This window comes from Pseudomonas sp. GM48 (assembly GCF_000282335.1).
In the GTDB taxonomy this organism is placed as follows: Bacteria; Pseudomonadota; Gammaproteobacteria; order Pseudomonadales; family Pseudomonadaceae; genus Aquipseudomonas.
In genome coordinates this window covers 51,591-67,023 of the sequence record NZ_AKJM01000046.1, presented here as the reverse complement: position 1 = coordinate 67,023, position 15,433 = coordinate 51,591, and the positions used below count along the sequence as shown (strand labels likewise).

The window sequence follows — 15,433 nt, the reverse complement described above, 5'->3', positions numbered from 1 at the left end:
GCCAGCGCTATAGCGATGGCCGGAAATTATACGCTTGCTGCTGGCACTGGGATGGCGATGACTCGCCAGTCATCGCCAACTGCACGAATTTCGGTGATTTTGAGTTCCGGCGCATCCTTCATTTGCGCGAGCGGCCAGTCCAGCAGCGGCCGCGCCGAGGAGCCCAAAAACTTGCCGGCGATGAAAATCTGGAACTCGTCCACCAGCCCGAGCTGGGCAAACGCGCCTGCCAGACGCGGACCGGCTTCGACCAACACTTCATTGACGCCACGGGCGGCAAGTTCGACCAGCAGTTGACGCAGGTCGACCTGGCCATCGTAACCGGGCACGATCAGGCATTCCGGGCCGTTGGCGTATTGCTCTTCCACCGCCACGCAGGTGGCAACCAGCGCCGGGCCGGCCTTGAAGAACGGTGCATCCAGCGGCACCCGCAGGCGACCGTCGACCAGCACGCGCAACGGCGGCCGGCTCATGGCCAGTGCTGTTTGTTCGGCGTCCAGTCCGAGCTCATCGGCGCGCACGGTCAAGCGTGCGTTGTCCGCCAACACTGTGTCGGCGCCGGTCAGCACCACGCTGGCCTGGGCGCGCAGGCGTTGCACCGCCGAACGTGCGGCCGGGCCGGTGATCCATTGGCTTTCGCCACTTTCCATCGCCGTACGCCCGTCGAGGCTCATGGCCAGCTTGACCCGCAAGAACGGCAAGCCGTGTTCCATGCGTTTGAGGAAGCCTTGGTTGAGCTTGCGCGCCTCGCCTTCCAGCACGCCGCTTTCGGTGACGATACCGGCCTGTTCCAGGCGTTGCAGGCCACGACCGGCGACTTCCGGGTTCGGGTCCTGCATCGCCGCGACCACGCGGGCCACACCGGCATTCACCAGCGCATCGGCACAGGGCGGTGTGCGACCATGGTGGCTGCAAGGTTCAAGCGTTACATAAGCGGTAGCGCCACGAGCCTGCTCACCGGCGGCGTGCAGGGCGTGGACCTCGGCGTGAGGCTCGCCGGCGCGCTCGTGCCAGCCTTCGCCGACAATCTGCCCGCCCTGCACGATCACGCAACCGACCCGCGGATTGGGATGCGTCGTGTAATGCCCCTTGCGCGCCAGTTCCAGGGCACGGGCCATGAAATGAGCGTCGAGGATGGCTTGTTCGGCAGGCGTGGTCATTCTTTCACCGGTTCACGGGCCAGGCGATCGATCTCTTCGCGGAACTCGTTGAGGTCCTGGAAGCGGCGATACACCGAAGCAAAGCGGATGTAGGCGACTTCGTCGAGCTTCTGCAGCTCGGCCATCACCAGTTCGCCGACCACGAGGGATTTGACTTCGCGTTCGCCGGTGGCACGCAGTTTGTGTTTGATGTGCACCAGCGACGATTCGAGGCGCTCGACGCTCACCGGGCGCTTCTCCAGCGCACGCTGCATGCCGGCGCGGAGTTTTTCTTCGTCGAACGGCTGGCGACTGCCGTCGGTTTTGATCAGGCGCGGCAACACCAGTTCAGCCGTCTCGAACGTCGTGAAACGCTCGCCGCAGGCCAGGCATTCACGCCGGCGGCGCACCTGTTCGCCCTCGGCGACCAGACGCGAGTCGATGACCTTGGTGTCGTTGGCACCGCAGAAGGGACAGTGCATGGTGGCAGGCAACAAAAAAAGGGAGGGCCATGGTAGCGCATCCCCGTGGCAAGACAAGCCATAGGGTTTGCGGTATACAGACGGGATGATCACTTGATCCATGGAATTCAGCTTTATGGAGCCACCAATGTCGTTACGTCCGCTCATTTTGCTCAGTGTTTTCAGCCTGCTGGTGGCTTGCGGCAGCGATGCACCCAAGCCCCAGCCGCCAACGCCAGGCCCGGCGCCGCAGCAAGCACAGAAGAAGGCCCGGGAGGCTGCCGAACTTGGCCCGCTGCCCGCGTATCAGCGCGAATTGAGCGGCACCTTGCAAGGTGTGCCGGCCGGCGCTGAAGTCGAGCTGGCGCTGCTGGTGATCGACGAAAAAGACCGCCCGCAACAATTGCTCGCCAGTTCCAGCCTGATCGGCAACAACCAGGTGCTGCCGTTTCACCTGCGCTTCAATCCGGAATCCTTCCCGGTCGGTGCCCGCGTTGAACTGCGAGGCCGCGCCAGTCAGTCCGGCCAGTTGATCCTGCACCTGCCGTCGCAGCTGATTACCCAGCCGACCACCCAGGCCCTGGGCCAACTGCAATTCGTCAAAGCCCCATGAGTGCACCGCTCGACCTGCAACGGGCCCTGGCTGAATTGCTCGGCGATGCACAGCTGGTGGCCTGCCCGTTGCCGGAAACCGACTTGCAACTGTGGCTGATCGACGGCGACAACATGGACCGCGCCTTCAGCCCGGAAGAAACCCGGCGCATCCTGCATGAACCACCGTACTGGAGTTTCTGCTGGGCCAGCGGCCTGGCCGTGGCCCGTTATCTGGCGGCAAACCCAGATTGGGTCGAAGGCAAGCGGGTACTGGATTTCGGCGCGGGTTCCGGCGTGGCGGGGATTGCCGCGGCCAAGGCCGGCGCGCTGGAGGTGCTGGCCTGCGACCTCGACCCGCTGGCGATTGCCGCGTGCCGGGCGAACGCCGAGCTCAACGACGTGCAGCTCAACTACTCGACGGATTTTTTCGCCGAGGCCGATCGCTTTGATCTGATCCTGGTGGCGGATGTGTTGTACGACCGGGCGAACCTGCCGCTGCTCGACCAGTTCCTCAGTCGCGGCCGGGAGGCGCTGGTGGCGGACTCTCGAGTGCGGGATTTTCGCCATCCGTTGTACCGGCGCATCGAAATGCTTGAAGCCATGACCCTGCCGGATCTGGCCGAGCCCCACGAGTTTCGACATGTGAGCCTGTACCACGCGCAGCGTTAGCCAAGAGCTTCGCGAGCAAGCCCGCTCCCACAGTGGTTGGTGTGCACCACAAATCTTGTGGCTGACTTCCATCCCTGTGGGAGCGGGCTTGCTCGCGAAGGCGTCCGGTCAGGCAACATACCTCTCACGACTACCCCGCTTCCGGCGCGCCCCCAGCAAGTCGTATAGTTGCCCCATTCACGCTTCTACGAGATTGCCCATGAGTCAGGAAACGCCGTACATCTTCGACGCCACGACTGCCGATTTCGACCAGTCGGTGATCGAGAACTCTTTCCACAAGCCGGTGCTGGTGGACTTCTGGGCCGAATGGTGCGCGCCCTGCAAAGTGCTGATGCCGATGTTGCAGAGCATTGCTGAGAGCTATCAGGGCGAATTGCTGCTGGCCAAGGTCAACTGCGACATCGAGCAAGACATCGTCGCCCGCTTCGGCATCCGCAGCTTGCCGACCGTGGTGCTGTTCAAGGACGGCCAGCCTGTCGACGGCTTTGCCGGTGCACAACCGGAATCCGCCGTGCGCGCCCTGCTCGAACCCCATGTGCAGATGCCGCCACCGTCCGCTGCCGATCCGTTCGAACAGGCCCAGGCACTGTTCGACGACAGCCGCTTTGCCGATGCCGAAGCCCTGCTCAAAGTGCTGCTGGGTGAAGACAACACCAACGCCAAGGCGCTGATCCTGTACGCCCGCTGCCTGACCGAGCGCGGTGAACTGGGCGAAGCGCAAGCCGTGCTGGATGCAGTCAAGAGCGACGAGCACAAGGCCGCGCTGGCCGGTGCCAAGGCGCAGATCAAGTTTCTCGGTTTGGCCAGAGACTTGCCGGATGCCGCCGACCTGAAAGCCCGGCTGGCGAAAAATCCCCAGGACGATGAAGCGGTTTATCAACTGGCCATCCAGCAACTGGCCCGTCAGCAATACGACGCCGCGCTGGATGCATTGCTCAAGCTGTTCGTCCGCAACCGCACTTACAGCGAAGGCTTGCCGCACAAGACCTTGCTGCAGGTGTTCGAGTTGCTGGGCAACGATCACCCGCTGGTGAGCACGTACCGTCGCAAGTTGTTTGCCGCGTTGTACTAAGCGCCACCTTGTAGGAGCGAGCTTGCTCGCGATGGGCGTCAACGATAATGAGGGCTACCTGTATGACCGCGGTGCCCTGACGCCCTTCGCGAGCAAGCTCGCTCCTACAACAACCAGCGGTACAACGGTGTATCGCCGCCGCTTTCCACCTTCACATCCGCACAATGGCGCAAACGCACCAGCAGGCGCTTGCCCGCCGCCGCACTGCCGGTCAGGCCTTCCAATTGATCGAGCAAGTCCGGTCCACTCAACTGTCCGGCCTTACGCAACAAATCCCGGGCGATCTGCCACAGCGCATCATCCTGATTCAGCGGTTTCGCCGCCGGTGCGCTGACTGCGGATTTTTCCACCTGCAACTGCGCCCCTAGTCGCGCCCAGTCCGCGTCGTCCATTTCTAGGGTCAAATCCACCGGCCAGTCGCCGATGCTTCCGCGAATTCGCAACATAGGTCTGCTCCCGCACATTTCTTCCCTGCATGCTCCCATGGGACTTGTGCAACGCCAAGCAGGCAGTCAAACTCTCCGCACTTACGTTATAAGATTACATAACAATTTATTCATTTTACTTTTCGGAGACTCGTCATGCGCCGTCTGCTTCTCGCTCTGCCGTTTGCCATGTTGCCGCTGGTTGTCGCCCATGCTGCCGACGAACACGATCATGAGCATGGCAGCCTGGGTGCCCACGAACATGGCGTGGGGCGCCTGAACGCTGTGCTGGACGGCAAGACCCTGGAGCTGGAGCTGGAAAGTCCGGCCATGAACCTTGTGGGTTTCGAACACGTCGCCACCAGCGATGCCGACAAAGCCAAAGTCGTCGCCGCACGTACCCGGCTTGAGCAACCACTGGCCCTGTTCAACCTGCCGAAAGCCGCCGGTTGCGTGGTGGAAAACCAGGAACTGGAAAGCCCGTTGTTCGGTGACCAGCCCGATGCCGACGATGACCATGATGAAGACGCCAAGGACGAAGACGGCCACGAACATCACCATGATCACAGCGAAATCCACGCTCGCTATCAGTTCACCTGCGCTACGCCAGACGCGTTGAAGACCCTGGACCTGGCGAGCATTTTCAACACGTTCCCGGCCACCCGGAAAATTCAGGTACAACTGATCGGCCCAAGCGGGCAGCAAGGCGTTGAAGTGACGGCCAAGACTGCTGCGCTGAAGTTCTGATCCACCGCAAATCAAATGTGGGAGCGGGCTTGCTCGCGAAGGCGCCGTATCAGTTTGCATCAATGTCTCTGACACACCGCATTCGCGAGCAAGCCCGCTCCCACAAGGGTTCACCACCAACCTGACCGGTTTCACATGACCCAAGCACTCATCGAACTGTCCAACCTGGGCTTCAGTTGGCCCGGTCACCCGCCACTGCTGGACATCCCGGCGTTTCGCCTGGAGCGCGGGGAAACCCTGTTCCTCAAAGGCCCCAGCGGTAGCGGCAAGACCACCCTGCTCGGTCTGCTCGGCGGCGTGCAAAAACCCGATCGCGGCAGCATCCGCCTGCTCGGCCAGGAACTGACGCAACTGTCGGCCGGCGCCCGCGACCACTTCCGCGTCGATCACACCGGCTACATCTTCCAGCAGTTCAACCTGCTGCCGTTTCTGTCGGTGCGCGAGAACGTCGAACTGCCCTGCCACTTCTCGAAACTGCGTGCCGAACGGGCGAAACAACGCCACGGCAGCGTCGACCAAGCGGCCGCGACGCTGCTCGCACACCTGGGTTTGAAGGATGAAAACATCCTCGGTCGCCGCGCCGACTCGCTATCCATCGGCCAGCAGCAACGGGTCGCCGCTGCCCGCGCGTTGATCGGTCAACCGGAACTGGTGATCGCCGACGAACCGACCTCAGCCCTCGATTACGACGCCCGCGAGAACTTCATTCGCCTGCTGTTCGCCGAGTGCCGCGAAGCCGGTTCGAGCCTGTTGTTCGTCAGCCATGACCAGAGCCTGGCGCCGCTGTTCGATCACAACCTGTCGCTGGCCGAACTCAATCGCGCCGCCATCCTGTCCGAGGTTTGAGATGTATTTGTTTCGTCTAGCCATGGCCAGCCTGGCTAACCGCCGCTTCACCGCGATCCTCACGGCGTTCGCCATCGCCCTGTCGGTGTGCCTGCTGCTGGCGGTGGAGCGCGTGCGCACCGAAGCCAAGGCCAGTTTCGCCAGCACCATCAGCGGCACCGACCTGATCGTCGGCGCCCGCTCCGGCTCGGTGAACCTGTTGCTGTACTCGGTGTTCCGCATCGGCAACGCCACCAACAATATTCGCTGGGACAGCTTCGAACACTTCGCCAACAACCCGAAAGTGAAGTGGGCGATCCCGATTTCCCTCGGCGATTCCCATCGCGGCTACCGGGTGATGGGCACCACCGAAGCCTACTTCGAGCATTACCAGTACGGCCGCCAGCAACACCTGGAACTGGCCGATGGCCGGGCCTTCGCCACGGACCCGTTCGAAGTGGTGCTCGGCGCCGAAGTGGCGGATGCGCTGCACTACAAACTCGGCGACAAACTGGTGCTATCCCACGGTGTGGCGGCGATCAGCCTGGTCAAGCACGACGACAAGCCGTTCACCGTGGTCGGCATTCTCAAGCGCACCGGCACCCCGGTGGACCGCACGCTGCACATCAGCCTCGGCGGCATGGAAGCGATTCACATCGACTGGCACAACGGCGTGCCGGCCCGGGGCGAGGGTCGCATCACGGCCGATCAGGCGCGCAACATGGACCTGACGCCGCAAGCGATCACCGCGTTCATGCTCGGCCTCAACAACAAGATTTCAACCTTTGCCCTGCAGCGCGAAATCAACGAATTCCGTGGTGAGCCGATGCTGGCAATCCTGCCGGGCGTGGCGTTGCAAGAGCTGTGGAGCCTGATGGGCACCGCGGAACAAGCCTTGTTCGTGGTCTCGTTGTTTGTGGTGCTGACCGGGTTGATCGGCATGCTCACGGCCATTCTCACCAGCCTCAACGAGCGCCGCCGGGAGATGGCGATCCTGCGCTCGGTAGGCGCACGACCGTGGCACATCGCAACGTTGCTGGTGCTGGAAGCCTTTGCCCTGGCGCTGTCGGGTGTGATCGCCGGCGTGGCGTTGCTGTATGTGTGCATCGCGGCGGCCCAGGGTTATGTGCAGGCCAATTACGGTCTGTACCTGCCACTGTCCTGGCCCAGCGAATATGAATGGACACTGCTCGGTGGCATCCTGATCGCCGCGCTGCTGATGGGCAGCGTGCCGGCCTGGCGCGCCTATCGCCAATCCCTGGCCGATGGCCTGTCGATCCGTTTATGAGGACGTTGAAAATGCCCCGCGCTGTACTTGCGCTGTTGATGCTGGTTGCCCTGCCCCTGTGGGCGGCCCAGCCAAAAGACCTGACCTGGGCGGAGATGATTCCGCCGGATGCGCCGAAAGAAATACCGAACATGACGCCGCTGCACGATCTGTCGCAGATGAGCAATGCGCTGTCGGCCGAGTCGGCACCCGCCGCCAGGCAGGAAATGCCCAATGCACCGGTGGTCAAGGCCCTCGATGGCCAGAACATTCGCCTGCCGGGCTACATCGTGCCACTGGAAGTGAGCGAGGAAGGACGCACCACGGAGTTTCTGCTGGTGCCGTATTTCGGCGCCTGCATCCACGTACCGCCTCCGCCGTCGAACCAGATCGTGCACGTCAAAAGCGAAGTCGGCGTGAAGCTTGACGAGTTGTATCAGCCGTACTGGATCGAAGGTGCGCTGCAGGTCAAGGCGTCGACCAGCGAGTTGGCGGATGCCGGGTATCAGATGGAGGCGGACAAGATTTATCTGTATGAATTGCCGGAGTGAATCCGGTCGTTTTGTGTTGTTAGAAATGCCGTCTTCGCGAGCAAGCCTGCTCCCACAGGGGGAACGCATTCCAATGTGGGAGCGGGCTTGCTCGCGAAGGCGCCATCAAAATCACCACAAAATCCAACCCCTTCCCACATTCATTGAGCTGCATCAAAAGACCGATTCGTTAGGCACCTTACCATTGGACATCGAACATTTTTAACGTCCTCTGGAGCCCCCATGAACAAGTCCATGCTCAGCGCTACGCTGGTTGCCCTCGCGCTCGCAGCCCCGCTCGCCCACGCCCACGAGGCCGGTGACATCATCCTTCGTGCGGGCGCCATCACCGTTAACCCTAAAGCCGACAGCTCCAGCGTGAAGGTCGATCAGGGTCCGTTGGCCGGTACCAACCTGGGCGGCAAGGCGACCATGGACAGCGACACGCAGCTGGGCCTGAACTTCGCCTACATGCTCACCAACAATTGGGGGATCGAACTGCTCGCCGCCACCCCGTTCGAGCATGACGTGAAGCTCAAAGGCACTGCCCTGCCGGCTGCCAACGGCAAACTCGGCTCCCTGAAACACCTGCCGCCAACCCTGAGCGTGGTCTACTACCCGCTGGATTCGAAGTCAGCCTTCCAGCCGTACGTCGGCGGTGGCATCAACTACACCTGGATCTACGACGAAAGCCTCAGCAGCGAAGCCAAGTCCGCCGGCTTCAGCAACTTCAAGGCGAAGAACTCCTGGGGCCTGGCCTGGCAGGTCGGTGCCGACTACATGCTGACCGACAACATTTTGCTCAACGCCCAGGTGCGCTACATCGACATCGACACCCGCGCCACCGTTGAAAACAACTCAATTGCACCGGGCACCCGCGCCAAGGTCAACGTCGACGTCGATCCGTTTGTGTACATGGTCGGCCTGGGCTACAAGTTCTAAAGAGCAATCACGTGGTGGTGAGTGCGGGTCATTGTGGCGAGGGAGCTTGCTCCCGCCGGGTTGCGAAGCAGCCCCAAAACCGGCAGAAGCGGTGACTCAGACAAACCGCATTGCCTGGATTGCGACTGCTGCGCAGTCGAGCGGGAGCAAGCTCCCTCGCCACAGGGATTGCGTCCGCTTTAACGCAAATTCCGGCCACAAAAAAGGCGCCTGTCAAAGGCGCCTTTTTTGTATCTGCAAGATCCTCAGCGCCCCAACAACCGCGCCAGCCCCACGCTCATCGGCGTTTGCGAGGAGGTGTGAAAGCGCTCCAGCAGACGCCGGTTATTCGCCCGGGAATGGCGGATGTCACCGGAACGCGCCGGACCGTAGCTCACTGATGGCAACTGACCAACCACGGCTTCGAGCGCTTCGAGCATTTGCTTGAGGGTCGTCGCCTGGTTCCAGCCCACGTTGACCGCACCGTCTTCGACCCGGGGCTTCTCGATAGCCTGCACCAGCAAGTCGACCAGGTCTTCAACGTAGACAAAATCCCGGGTCTGCTCGCCATCTCCGAACACGGTGATCGGCAGGCCCTTTTGCGCGCGCTCGCTGAAAATGCTGATCACCCCGGAGTACGGCGAGGACGGATCCTGGCGTGGGCCGTAGATGTTGAAGAAGCGGAAAATCACCGGCTCCAGCCCATGCTGGCGGCGGTAGAAATCGAAGTAATGTTCACCGGCCAGTTTGTCCGCCGCATAAGGCGTCAACGGTGCTTTGGGCGTGTCTTCGTCGATCGACTCACCTTCGCCATTGTTGCCATACACCGCCGCGCTGGAAGCAAACAGCACGCGCTTGACCCCAGCCTGGCGCATGGCTTCGCAGACGTTCAGCGTGCCGATGAAGTTGCTCTGGTGCGTGCGCACCGGATCGTCCACCGAGGCCTGCACCGAAGCCACGGCGGCCAGGTGCGCCACGGCGCTGCAACCGGCCATCGCCTGGGCGACCACGGCCGCATCGGCCACGTCGCCGACGATCAGTTCGACCTTGGGATTATCCAGCGGCAGATTGCTGCGCTTGCCGGTGGACAGGTCATCGAGAATCCGCACCGCATGGCCCTTGGCAAGCAGGGCGTCAGTCAGGTGCGAACCAATGAAACCGGCACCGCCGGTGATCAAAACGGGACCGTCAGCCATGGCGATAGAACCTGTCCAGTAGAGCGGGAAGCGCCGCACGCCAGGCGCGCGGTTTGATTCCGAAGGTGTGCAGAATTTTTTTGCAGGCCAATACCGCGTGTTGCGGCTCTTGCGCAGCATCCGGACACGCGGCGTGGGCCTGGGCGGTCGGGGCTTCGATAGCCAGCGGATGCAGGCTGCGGGCTTCGGTCAGTATCGCCTGCCCCAGCGCCAGCGGCGTGGTCGCCTCATGCCCGGCATAGTGGTAGGTGCCCCACAGCGGCGCGGCGCAATCGAGTTGCTTGAGCACTGAAATGATCACGCGGGCAGCATCGTCGACCGGTGTCGGATTGCCGCGCCGGTCATCGGCCATAAGCAGTTCTTCGGGTTGTTCGGCGCGGGCGAGGAAGCGCCCAAGGGTGCCGTCCGGGCTGTCATCCAGCAACCAGCCGAAACGCAGCAGCACGTGTTGCGGGCAGGTGGCGCGAACGCTTTGCTCGATCCGCCACAAGGCCTGGCCGCGAAGGCCCAGGGGCACCGGTTCGTCTTTTTCGCTGTAGGCGGTGGCGCGGGAGCCATCGAATACTCGATAGCTCGAAGGTTGCAGCAGAACGATGTTGTGGTGCTGGCACAGTTCCGCCAGACGTTCGATCGCACGCTCTTGCCCGGCCAGGCGCTGTTCGCTGACCGCTTCGGCCTGGAACCAGTCGAAGTAGTAGGCAAGGTTGATCAACGCATCGGGACGGGTGTCGTCGAGCAGTTGTGTCAGGCTCGCGGCGTCCCAGCCGTTTTCGGGCGGGCGGGGGGCGAGGAAACCGATGTCTTCCTCCGCACCGAGGCGAATCAGCGCCTGCCCAAGGGCATTTCCGCCGCCCAGTAACATAAGGCGCATTCGCATAGAGTCAGCAGGCCCAGTCTGATTGGAACAATGGCTTTATCGACACCGCACCCAGGCGATGTCGTTGGTAATTGCCGGAATCGTTGCATTTTGCGGGTTTAGTGCGCAACCGTCATCCGTAAAGTGTAGATGTCCGACTTTTGCGGTGCCTGGACTGGCCTCTTCGCGGGCAAGCCCGCTCCCACACTGGATTTGGGTACACCGCCGATCCCCTGTGGGAGCGGGCTTGCCCGCGAAGGGGCCCTGAAGGCCACTAGAGATCCCGAGCGGTACTTGCATCTTCGGCCCCCACCCGCATAACTTGCTGCATGAACCTGCCCATCCCCGCAGACAGTGCCCTGAGCGGCTTTCACCCTGCCGTCAGCGCCTGGTTCAGCCACACATTCCCAGCGCTCACCGCCGCCCAGGCCCGGGCGTGGCCGTTGATCCGCCAGCGCCGCTCGACCCTGATCGCCGCGCCCACCGGCTCCGGCAAGACCCTCACGGCCTTTCTCGCCGTCATCGACGACCTGGTGCACCGCGGCCTGGAATCCGCCGAAGGCCTGCCTGACGCAACCCTGGTGGTCTACGTCTCGCCGCTCAAGGCGCTGTCCAACGACATCCAGATCAACCTGCAGAACCCGCTGGCCGGCATTACCGGGCAATTGCGCGTGATGGGCCTGCCCGAATTGCAGATCAGCACCGCAGTACGCACCGGTGACACGCCACAAAAAGACCGTTCGGCGATGCGCAAGACGGCGCCGCACATCCTGGTGACCACACCGGAATCTTTGTACGTGCTGCTCGGCTCTGATTCCGGCCGGCAGATGCTCGGCACCACACAAACGGTGATCATCGACGAAATCCATGCCATGGCCGCCAGCAAACGCGGCAGTCATCTGGCCTTGAGCCTCGAACGCCTGCAAGCACTCTGCCCGGAACCGCTTCTGCGCATCGGCCTGTCGGCCACGCAAAAGCCCATCGAAGCGGTGTCGCGCTTCCTGGTCGGTCGCGACCGTCCGTGCGAGATCATCGACATCGGCCACGCCCGCCCCCGCGACCTGGACATCGAAGTGCCGCCCGTGCCGCTATCGGCCGTGATGGCCAACGATGTCTGGGAACTGGTCTACGACCGCCTCGCCGCCCTCGCCCGCGAGCATCGGACCACGCTGATTTTCGTCAATACCCGGCGTTTGGCCGAACGCCTGAGCCGGCACCTGAGCGAACGCCTGGGCAAGGACGCCGTAGCGGCCCACCACGGCAGCTTGGCCAAGGAATTTCGCCTGGACGCCGAGCAGCGACTCAAGCGCGGCGACCTGCAAGTGCTAATCGCCACGGCATCACTGGAACTGGGGATCGACATCGGCGACGTCGACCTGGTGTGCCAGATCGCCTCGCCGCGCTCGATTGCCGGTTTTCTGCAACGGGTCGGCCGTTCCGGGCACCAGGTCGGCGGCACGCCCAAGGGCCGTTTGTTCGCCACCACCCGCGACGACCTGATCGAATGCGCCGCGCTGCTCGACTGCGTGCGCCGGGGTGAACTCGACACCTTGTTGATCCCGCAAGCGCCGCTGGACGTGCTGGCACAGCAGATCATCGCCGAGGTCAGTTGCCAGGAGTGGCCGGAGCAAGCGCTGCTAGAGATGCTGCGCCGTGCCTCGCCCTACGCCGGGCTCGACGACAAACACTACCAGGCGCTGCTGCACATGCTCGCCGAGGGTTACAACGGGCGTCAGGGCATCCGCAGTGCCTACCTGCACCGCGACGCCGTGAGCCGCACCCTGCGCGGGCGCCGTGGCGCGAAACTGACCGCAGTGACCAGTGGCGGGACCATTCCGGACAATGCCGACTACAGCGTGCTGCTGGAGCCTCAAGGGCTGAACATCGGCACCATCAATGAAGACTTCGCGGTGGAAAGCATCGCCGGGGATGTCTTCCAGTTGGGCAATACCTCCTATCGAATCCTGCGCGTGGAAACAGGCAAGGTCCGGGTCGAGGATGCCCAGGGCCAGCCGCCGACCATTCCGTTCTGGCTCGGTGAAGCGCCGGGGCGCAGTGCCGAATTGTCTTCGGCGGTGGCGCGCTTGCAGGCACAACTCGACGACTTGCTGGGTGCCGCGCCAGGCAACTTGCAGCCAGCACTCGACTGGCTGACCGAGACCCTGGGCCTGAACGTCGCAAGTGCCGAACAACTGGTGGATTACCTGGCCCGTGCGCGACAAACGCTGGGTGCCCTGCCGTCGCAAGACACGCTGTTGATGGAGCGTTTTTTCGACGAGTCAGGCGGCACGCAACTGGTCATTCACACACCGTTCGGCAGCCGCATCAACCGCGCCTGGGGCCTGGCCCTGCGCAAGCGATTCTGTCGCACCTTCAACTTCGAATTGCAGGCCGCCGCCAGCGAAGACGCCATCGTGCTGTCGCTGTCCACCAGCCACAGTTTTGAACTGGACGATGTCTGGCGCTACCTGCACAGCAACAGCGCCGAGCACATCCTGACTCAAGCCGTGCTCGACGCGCCGCTGTTCGGCGTGCGCTGGCGCTGGAATGCCGGCGTGGCCCTGGCGCTGCCGCGCTACAGCGGCGGGCGCAAAGTGCCGCCACAGATCCAGCGGATGAAAAGCGAAGACCTGATCGCCAGCGTGTTTCCCGATCAGATCGCCTGCGTGGAAAACCTCGCCGGCGAACGGGAGATTCCCGACCATCCACTGGTGGAGCAGACCCTCGACGATTGCCTACACGACGCCATGGACACCCAAGGTTGGCTGGCACTGTTGCGGCGCATGGAACGCGGCGACATTCGCCTGATCAGCCGCGACTTGCCGGCGCCCTCGCCGCTGGCGGCGGAAATTCTCAGCGCCCGCCCCTACACCTTCCTCGACGATGCACCGCTGGAGGAACGCCGCACCCAAGCGGTGCTCAATCGCCGCTGGAGCGACCCGCAATCCACCGATGATCTCGGTGCGTTGGACGCCGAGGCGATTGCCGCCGTGCGCGACGAAGCCTGGCCTGCGCCCTCCGGTGTCGATGAAATGCACGAAGCGTTGATGAGCCTGGCGTGCATCACCGATATCGAGGCTCGGGCCAACCCGCAGTGGTTCGACTGGCTCAATGCCCTGGCCGACAGTGGGCGCGCCAGCCGTTTGCAGATCAATGCCGGACAATCGTTGTGGCTGGCGCTGGAGCGTTTGACCTGCTTGCGGGCGATCTATCCACAAGCCGAATTGACGCCACCCCTGCAAGCGTTGCCGGACTTCGATGAAGCCTGGGAATCCGACGAAGCCGTACTCGAACTGATCCGCGCGCGGCTCAGCGCCTTCGGGCCACTTGCGCTCAATCGCATTGCCGAACCACTCGGCTTGCCCGCTGCACAAGCGAACCAGGCCTTGGCGCAACTGGAACGCGAAGGCTACGTGTTGCGCGGCCGCTTCACCCCGGGCACCGCCGGGGAAGAATGGTGCGAGCGGCATTTGCTGGCGCGGATTCACCGCTACACGGTCAAGCGCCTGCGTCGGGAAATCGAACCGGTGGCGTTGCAGGACTTCATGCGATTCCTGTTCGACTGGCAGCATGTGTCGACCGTGAGTCAGGTCCAGGGCGCGGCAGCATTGCCAGCCGTTACTGCGCAATTCGAAGGCTACCCCGCCGCCGCCTCGGCCTGGGACAGTGACATCCTGCCAGCGCGAATCAAGGACTACTCGGCGATCTGGCTGGATGAATTGTGTCGCAGCGGCAGACTGGTGTGGACACGCCTGACCGCGCACAACAAAAGCGCCAGCATCGCGCTGCGCAGCACGCCAATCGTGTTGCTGCCGCGCAACCGGGTCGGACTCTGGAGCGGCTTGACCGAACAGACGCCGGTCAGCGAATTGTCGCCGAAAACGCAAAAGGTCCACGCCGCCCTCAGCCAACATGGCGCGCTGTTTTTCGATGAGCTGATCCATGAGGCGCACTTGCTGCGTTCGGAGCTGGAAATCGCCCTGCAGGAACTGGTGGGTGCGGGGCTGGTAAACGCCGACAGCTTCGCCGGATTGCGCGCACTGATTACCCCGGCCAGCAAACGCCAGCCTCGCAACAGCCGGCGTGGACGTGGGGCATTCATCGGTGGCATGGACGACGCCGGGCGCTGGGCCTTGCTGCGCCGCACACCTGCCGCACCGGCGGTGGAAAACCAGCGTGCCGCGCCGACGCCGGGCGACACCCTGGAACACATCGCCATGACCTTGCTGCGGCGCTACGGCGTGGTGTTCTGGCGCTTGCTGGAGCGTGAGGCGGACTGGCTGCCGAGCTGGCGTGAACTGTTGCGTACTTTCCATCGCCTGGAGGCACGCGGCGACATTCGCGGCGGGCGTTTTGTCAGTGGCCTGGCGGGCGAACAGTTCGCCCTGCCCGAGGCGATTCCATTGCTGCGGGAGGTGCGACGCCAGCCCCATGACGGAAGTTTGGTCGCGGTGTGCGGGGTCGATCCGCTGAACCTCGCCGGCACGCTATTGCCCGGCGTGAAAGTCCCGGCGCTGGCGAGCAATCGGCTGGTGTATCGCGACGGATTGCCGGTCGCTGCCGAGATTGCCGGCAAGCCGCTTTTTTGGTTGGAGCTGGATCAGCAGGCGAGTGCCGAGGTGCGCAGCAAGCTGATCCGGCATTGAGGGTGTCTGGTCTGGCCCCTTCGCGAGCAAGCCCGCTCCCACAGTTGATTTGTGTCGTTCACAAATCCCCCTGTGGGAGCGGGCT

The 15,433-nt window shown here is 63.1% G+C and carries 14 protein-coding genes; 9 read left to right on the top strand and 5 right to left on the bottom strand.

The window, feature by feature from the left end; all coding sequences use genetic code 11:
• Positions 1-26: 26 nt before the first annotated feature.
• Together ribD and nrdR are read right to left on the bottom strand one after the other, a co-directional pair.
• Positions 27-1,160 (bottom strand): bifunctional diaminohydroxyphosphoribosylaminopyrimidine deaminase/5-amino-6-(5-phosphoribosylamino)uracil reductase RibD, encoded by a 1,134-nt coding sequence (gene ribD, locus PMI28_RS20670; RefSeq protein WP_007984457.1) that lies wholly within the window; start codon positions 1,158-1,160, stop codon positions 27-29.
• Complete coding sequence (nrdR, locus tag PMI28_RS20675; protein ID WP_003228656.1) at positions 1,157-1,621, bottom strand: transcriptional regulator NrdR; 465 nt, start codon at positions 1,619-1,621, stop codon at positions 1,157-1,159. The genes ribD and nrdR overlap by 4 nt, the downstream gene beginning before the upstream one ends.
• Positions 1,622-1,748: 127 nt before the next feature.
• Between nrdR and PMI28_RS20680 the strand changes: the two genes are divergently transcribed.
• The 3 genes from PMI28_RS20680 (at position 1,749) to trxA (ending at position 3,935) form a co-directional block, all read left to right on the top strand.
• On the top strand, positions 1,749-2,213 hold the full coding sequence (locus tag PMI28_RS20680; RefSeq protein ID WP_007984455.1) for a YbaY family lipoprotein: 465 nt from the start codon (positions 1,749-1,751) through the stop codon (positions 2,211-2,213).
• Entirely contained in the window at positions 2,210-2,863 is a 654-nt protein-coding gene (locus PMI28_RS20685; RefSeq protein ID WP_007984454.1) for a class I SAM-dependent methyltransferase, read from the top strand. Before PMI28_RS20680 ends, PMI28_RS20685 begins: the two co-directional genes overlap by 4 nt.
• Positions 2,864-3,062: 199 nt before the next feature.
• Positions 3,063-3,935 (top strand): thioredoxin, encoded by an 873-nt coding sequence (gene trxA / locus PMI28_RS20690; protein WP_007984453.1) that lies wholly within the window; start codon positions 3,063-3,065, stop codon positions 3,933-3,935.
• Positions 3,936-4,039: 104 nt separating this feature from the next.
• Here trxA and PMI28_RS20695 read toward each other — a convergent pair whose 3' ends face one another.
• The gene (locus PMI28_RS20695) at positions 4,040-4,381 is read right to left on the bottom strand and encodes a hypothetical protein (RefSeq protein ID WP_007984452.1); all 342 of its coding nucleotides are present in this window, start codon (positions 4,379-4,381) and stop codon (positions 4,040-4,042) included.
• A 135-nt stretch (positions 4,382-4,516) separates the two neighbouring features.
• Here PMI28_RS20695 and PMI28_RS20700 point away from each other — a divergent pair, with 135 nt between their 5' ends.
• The 5 genes from PMI28_RS20700 (at position 4,517) to PMI28_RS20720 (ending at position 8,671) form a co-directional block, all read left to right on the top strand.
• Positions 4,517-5,107: a DUF2796 domain-containing protein gene (locus PMI28_RS20700; RefSeq protein WP_007984451.1), complete on the top strand. Its 591-nt coding sequence runs from the start codon at positions 4,517-4,519 to the stop codon at positions 5,105-5,107.
• A 135-nt stretch (positions 5,108-5,242) separates the two neighbouring features.
• Positions 5,243-5,953, top strand: coding sequence for an ABC transporter ATP-binding protein (locus tag PMI28_RS20705; RefSeq protein WP_007984450.1), 711 nt, complete (start codon positions 5,243-5,245; stop codon positions 5,951-5,953).
• A gap of 1 nt (position 5,954) precedes the next feature.
• Positions 5,955-7,220 carry an ABC transporter permease gene (locus PMI28_RS20710; RefSeq protein WP_007984448.1) on the top strand — a complete coding sequence of 422 codons (1,266 nt, stop codon included), beginning with the start codon at positions 5,955-5,957 and terminating at the stop codon, positions 7,218-7,220.
• An 11-nt stretch (positions 7,221-7,231) separates the two neighbouring features.
• Positions 7,232-7,750: a DUF3299 domain-containing protein gene (locus tag PMI28_RS20715; RefSeq protein ID WP_007984446.1), complete on the top strand. Its 519-nt coding sequence runs from the start codon at positions 7,232-7,234 to the stop codon at positions 7,748-7,750.
• A 222-nt stretch (positions 7,751-7,972) separates the two neighbouring features.
• A complete protein-coding gene (locus PMI28_RS20720) occupies positions 7,973-8,671 on the top strand; it encodes an OmpW/AlkL family protein (RefSeq protein WP_007984444.1) in 699 nt (232 codons plus the stop codon).
• A gap of 245 nt (positions 8,672-8,916) precedes the next feature.
• Here PMI28_RS20720 and PMI28_RS20725 read toward each other — a convergent pair whose 3' ends face one another.
• Positions 8,917-9,846: an NAD-dependent epimerase/dehydratase family protein gene (locus PMI28_RS20725; protein WP_007984442.1), complete on the bottom strand. Its 930-nt coding sequence runs from the start codon at positions 9,844-9,846 to the stop codon at positions 8,917-8,919.
• Positions 9,839-10,723, bottom strand: coding sequence for a sugar nucleotide-binding protein (locus PMI28_RS20730; RefSeq protein ID WP_007984441.1), 885 nt, complete (start codon positions 10,721-10,723; stop codon positions 9,839-9,841). Before PMI28_RS20730 ends, PMI28_RS20725 begins: the two co-directional genes overlap by 8 nt.
• Before the next feature lie 308 nt (positions 10,724-11,031).
• On the opposite strand from PMI28_RS20730, the gene PMI28_RS20735 reads away from it, so the two are divergent.
• The gene (locus PMI28_RS20735; protein WP_007984440.1) at positions 11,032-15,348 is read left to right on the top strand and encodes a DEAD/DEAH box helicase; all 4,317 of its coding nucleotides are present in this window, start codon (positions 11,032-11,034) and stop codon (positions 15,346-15,348) included.
• Positions 15,349-15,433 lie beyond the last annotated feature (85 nt).

Excerpts from the sequence above, each read along its gene's own strand:
- ribD (WP_007984457.1), bottom strand. The coding sequence starts at position 1,160 with ATGACCACGCCTGCCGAACAAGCCATCCTCGACGCTCATTTCATGGCC.
- nrdR (WP_003228656.1), bottom strand. The coding sequence starts at position 1,621 with ATGCACTGTCCCTTCTGCGGTGCCAACGACACCAAGGTCATCGACTCG.
- PMI28_RS20680 (WP_007984455.1), top strand. The coding sequence starts at position 1,749 with ATGTCGTTACGTCCGCTCATTTTGCTCAGTGTTTTCAGCCTGCTGGTG.
- PMI28_RS20685 (WP_007984454.1), top strand. The coding sequence starts at position 2,210 with ATGAGTGCACCGCTCGACCTGCAACGGGCCCTGGCTGAATTGCTCGGC.
- trxA (WP_007984453.1), top strand. The coding sequence starts at position 3,063 with ATGAGTCAGGAAACGCCGTACATCTTCGACGCCACGACTGCCGATTTC.
- PMI28_RS20695 (WP_007984452.1), bottom strand. The coding sequence starts at position 4,381 with ATGTTGCGAATTCGCGGAAGCATCGGCGACTGGCCGGTGGATTTGACC.
- PMI28_RS20700 (WP_007984451.1), top strand. The coding sequence starts at position 4,517 with ATGCGCCGTCTGCTTCTCGCTCTGCCGTTTGCCATGTTGCCGCTGGTT.
- PMI28_RS20705 (WP_007984450.1), top strand. The coding sequence starts at position 5,243 with ATGACCCAAGCACTCATCGAACTGTCCAACCTGGGCTTCAGTTGGCCC.
- PMI28_RS20710 (WP_007984448.1), top strand. The coding sequence starts at position 5,955 with ATGTATTTGTTTCGTCTAGCCATGGCCAGCCTGGCTAACCGCCGCTTC.
- PMI28_RS20715 (WP_007984446.1), top strand. The coding sequence starts at position 7,232 with ATGCCCCGCGCTGTACTTGCGCTGTTGATGCTGGTTGCCCTGCCCCTG.
- PMI28_RS20720 (WP_007984444.1), top strand. The coding sequence starts at position 7,973 with ATGAACAAGTCCATGCTCAGCGCTACGCTGGTTGCCCTCGCGCTCGCA.
- PMI28_RS20725 (WP_007984442.1), bottom strand. The coding sequence starts at position 9,846 with ATGGCTGACGGTCCCGTTTTGATCACCGGCGGTGCCGGTTTCATTGGT.
- PMI28_RS20730 (WP_007984441.1), bottom strand. The coding sequence starts at position 10,723 with ATGCGAATGCGCCTTATGTTACTGGGCGGCGGAAATGCCCTTGGGCAG.
- PMI28_RS20735 (WP_007984440.1), top strand. The coding sequence starts at position 11,032 with ATGAACCTGCCCATCCCCGCAGACAGTGCCCTGAGCGGCTTTCACCCT.